This is a genomic window from Caballeronia sordidicola, assembly GCF_002220365.1.
Lineage (GTDB): Bacteria > Pseudomonadota > Gammaproteobacteria > Burkholderiales > Burkholderiaceae > Caballeronia > Caballeronia sordidicola_C.
This window is the reverse complement of sequence record NZ_MTHB01000006.1, coordinates 1-3,442: the sequence shown is the minus strand read 5'-3', so window position 1 is coordinate 3,442 and position 3,442 is coordinate 1. Positions and strand designations below refer to the sequence as shown.

Genomic DNA, 3,442 nt, shown 5'->3' with positions numbered 1-3,442 from the left:
GTAATGATCGCCACGTCCGCGACCGAGGACGCGATCAGCCATCGTCCGGGAACGGAACTCCACATACGCTGCCGTTCCCGTGCGACGTAAAAGACAGCCTGTCCGCTGAACACCAACGTGATGACGGCAACGGTCCGCAGGGCGTCTGTATCGAGACCAAGTACGAACTTGCCAGTCGCGAGGGTTCCTATGCAGAAGAGCAAATCGATCATGCCCATTGCAATACCCGCCAGCGTCAGGTTGCGTATGTGCCAGATGTTCGGGCGCGGCGAGGGACGCACGTTATCGGTGGATGAGGACATGGCGAGAAAGTCGCCCGTCACCATCATGAGCACCATGAGTGCGGGCGTCAGTATCGCGTGCCCGGTCATGAGCAGGCCGGCCGCGAGAAACAGAACTTGCACGATCTTGTGGATGATCGAGCGCAACGTATAGGTCAGGATGCGCTGAAAGGTGATGCGGCCTTCCTCGACCAGAGCGACGATGCCGCCCAGACCCGCTTCGGTCAGCACGACGCCTGCAGCCGATTTCGCCACGTCGGTGGCGCTCAGCACCGCGATGCCCATTTGCGCCTGGCGCAGCGCCGGTGCGTCGTTCGCTCCGTCGCCGCACATGCCGACAATATGACCATGCTTCTGCAGCACCTTGACGAGCTGGTATTTGTCCTCGGGCAGGACGCCTGCGTAGATCGAATACGACTCTGCGTCGATGTCTCCGGGCAAAGGCGTGGTGGCCCAGGTTTTTCCGGTAATGCCGACCAGGGCCGCGACGGTTTCGGCAGTCTTGCGAGCGTCGCCCGTCACCATGACTGTTCTCACACCGAGCCCGCCGAGCTGAGTGATCAGCGCAGCGGAGTCATCGCGCGGCGGGTCGCTGAGCCCGATCACGCCGGCCATAACGAGGGCGCCGGGTGGCCCCGAGGCCACGGCTAGGACCCTCAATCCCTTAGCCTCAAGTTTCTCCTCTTCAGTTGCCGCCGCCGCACAAGATGGTGTCAACGAAGAGATTGTCGCAAAGGCTCCCTTTACAACGTGCAGCAGCGCACCGTTCGGCGCGCGCAGCGTGGCCTCGGAGCGCTTCAAGGCCGGATCGAACGGCACGAACGTGACCAACTCCGGTGCGTCCGGGATCGGCTTGGCTGAGGACGCGCCGCGAATGGCGGCGTCGACCACGTCCTGGCCACCGTCCGAGCTCGCAAGCGCAGCCAGTGCCAGCAGGTGAGCTTCGTCGAATGGAGGCATCGGGCTGATCGACATGACCGCAAGTTCGTTGCGCGTGAGGGTACCGGTTTTATCGGAGCAGAGGACGTCGATCCCGGCTGCTTCGTCGACTGCCGAGAGGCGCGTCGACAGAACGCCCCTGCTCGCGAGAGACCGGGCGCCCACAGCCGCGGCCAAGGTGAACATCGACGGTAATGCCACAGGAATCGACGATAGGATCGCGACCAGAAGGAGCGGCACCATCTCGCCGATCGGCATGGAGACCGAGAACGAATACACGCCGAGCAAAACGGTCACGGCTCCGTTGAACAGCACAAGATTACGCACGACTCGCAATACGGTTTTCTGTTGCGAGCTCTCCGCTGTGGCAGTGCGAACGAGTTCCGCTGTCCTTCCGAACTTGGTGCGTTCGCCTGTTGCTACAACCTTGGCCACGGCTTCGCCACGTCGCACAAGTGCGCCCGCGAACGCGTGAGTACCCGCGCCCGATTCGATTGCCACCGACTCGCCGGTCAGCATTGATTGGTCCAGCAGCACGGAGCCGTCGATCAAATCGACATCGGCTGGGACGACCGTCCCTAGCGAGAGCTTGACGATATCGTTGGTCACCAGGCCCGCAGCCGGCAAGGTCTTCCATTTGCCGTCGCGACGGACTGCGGCGAGCAACGCAAGACGTGAGCGCAGCGCGTCAACAGTCGCTTGAGCCTGGCTCTCCTGAAAGAGGCCGAGCCCCGCGTTGAAGAGCAAGAGCAGCAGGACGATGCTCGCTCCAACATAGTCTTTCAGCGCCAGTTGCAAAACAATGGCGACTTCAAGCATCCACGGTACAGGCGCCCACAATTTCTTGGCCGCCATCCATAGGGGACGCTGGCGAACATCTGCGATCGCATTCGCGCCCTCGGTCTTCAGACGACGCTCGGCCTCATCAGTCGTGAGGCCAGATGGCGCTGCGGTGGTGGGAGTGTCCTGTCGACCCGGCGGCAGCACCGGGCGGTGCTCGTCGACCACCGCGCTCGAGTCATGTTCCGCTGAAGGACTGGAATTGTCGCCAGCGTGCGAGTGGGTCGACGACGGAATCATTAGATGCTCCATGGGTGTGCGAGCGACTGCGGACTTTGTCAGTTAGGACGTTAGCAATCGATCCCATGTCCGCACCGGCAAGAATACGACAGGTGAGAAGCGGGTCGTCCGTGCATGGACGAGCACTTTTAGAGCAATCGGAAGCGCTTCATGCCGCACGGTCACGATTGCGTCAGACATATCGAACCCGAACCCGTGAGGGCCGATTCCAGCGATTCTTCGATGGTATCGACGAATACCCTCTGATAGAAGGTTCGGAAACTACTTAGGTGGGGAGATTAGCCCGGCAATCCACGGTTGATTTGCAAGGTCCCGTCGATTGCGAAACGAAACAGGCTTGCCCAAGTGCTAATATTGGAAGTAGGTTCGTCCACGTCCGCATGTCGGTCCGGTTCGGCTGTGAGCGCCTGATCTCGCGCCGCGCAAGCCAGATGCCGGGTAACATCGGGAGCCGGAAGGTCAGTTCGCGCAGCAGGAGTGTCCCGGCCAGCGCCGCTTCTACCGAAACGCCGAGCAAGCTAAGCATGCCTACAGATGCCGCTTCGAATGTTCCCAGGCCGACGGATATGGGACCAATTGTCGCCACCATCGAGGCGATGGCGAAGCTGACGAATAGCGCCCAAAGCGGCGGTACCTCACCGATCGCATTGAACGCAAGCCAAAGCGTGAACGCGTCGAGCACGAAGATGCAAAACTGGAGTCCAACGGTCTGCAGGAGCAGGCGAGGGCTGTGCAGGAGATCTGTCGGCGCATCAGTCAGTTCGCGCAGCAGGGTTGTGACGCCAAGGCATTTGCTGACCCACGCGATCGGGCGGCGTTTGCCCCACTTCTTCAGGCTCTATGCCGTTTTGAGTGGAACTTGACGGCTGGCGCGATAGCGTTTAATCCCTTGATCACGCGAGGCGGCGGGACGCAAAGGGTTTTGCGGCAAATGTTTTAGCCTGGACATGCGGAGGTAGGCGATGGCCACGAAGTTCTTCACGGTTCGAAATCCGCGCGCGGCCCGCTTGGTTTGTTGGAGCATGCCATTCATCGCCTCGACATAGGCATTGCTGCGACCGTCGAGCATGCCGCGCACGACGCCCGGCAGACGCTCCTTGAGCGTCGTGGCCAGCCGCCTGAACGGCTCAAGCCGACAACGC

At 61.3% G+C, this 3,442-nt stretch carries 3 protein-coding genes; all 3 read right to left on the bottom strand.

Annotated features, from left to right (window positions below):
* Positions 1-2,300 (bottom strand): HAD-IC family P-type ATPase (locus BSU04_RS00270; protein WP_089158725.1); only part of this gene is annotated, 2,300 nt, incomplete at its 3' end.
* A gap of 265 nt (positions 2,301-2,565) precedes the next feature.
* Positions 2,566-3,108 carry a lysylphosphatidylglycerol synthase transmembrane domain-containing protein gene (locus BSU04_RS00265; RefSeq protein ID WP_256981940.1) on the bottom strand — a complete coding sequence of 181 codons (543 nt, stop codon included), beginning with the start codon at positions 3,106-3,108 and terminating at the stop codon, positions 2,566-2,568.
* Positions 3,109-3,138: 30 nt separating this feature from the next.
* Positions 3,139-3,442 (bottom strand): transposase (locus BSU04_RS00260; RefSeq protein WP_144021079.1); only part of this gene is annotated, 304 nt, incomplete at its 5' end.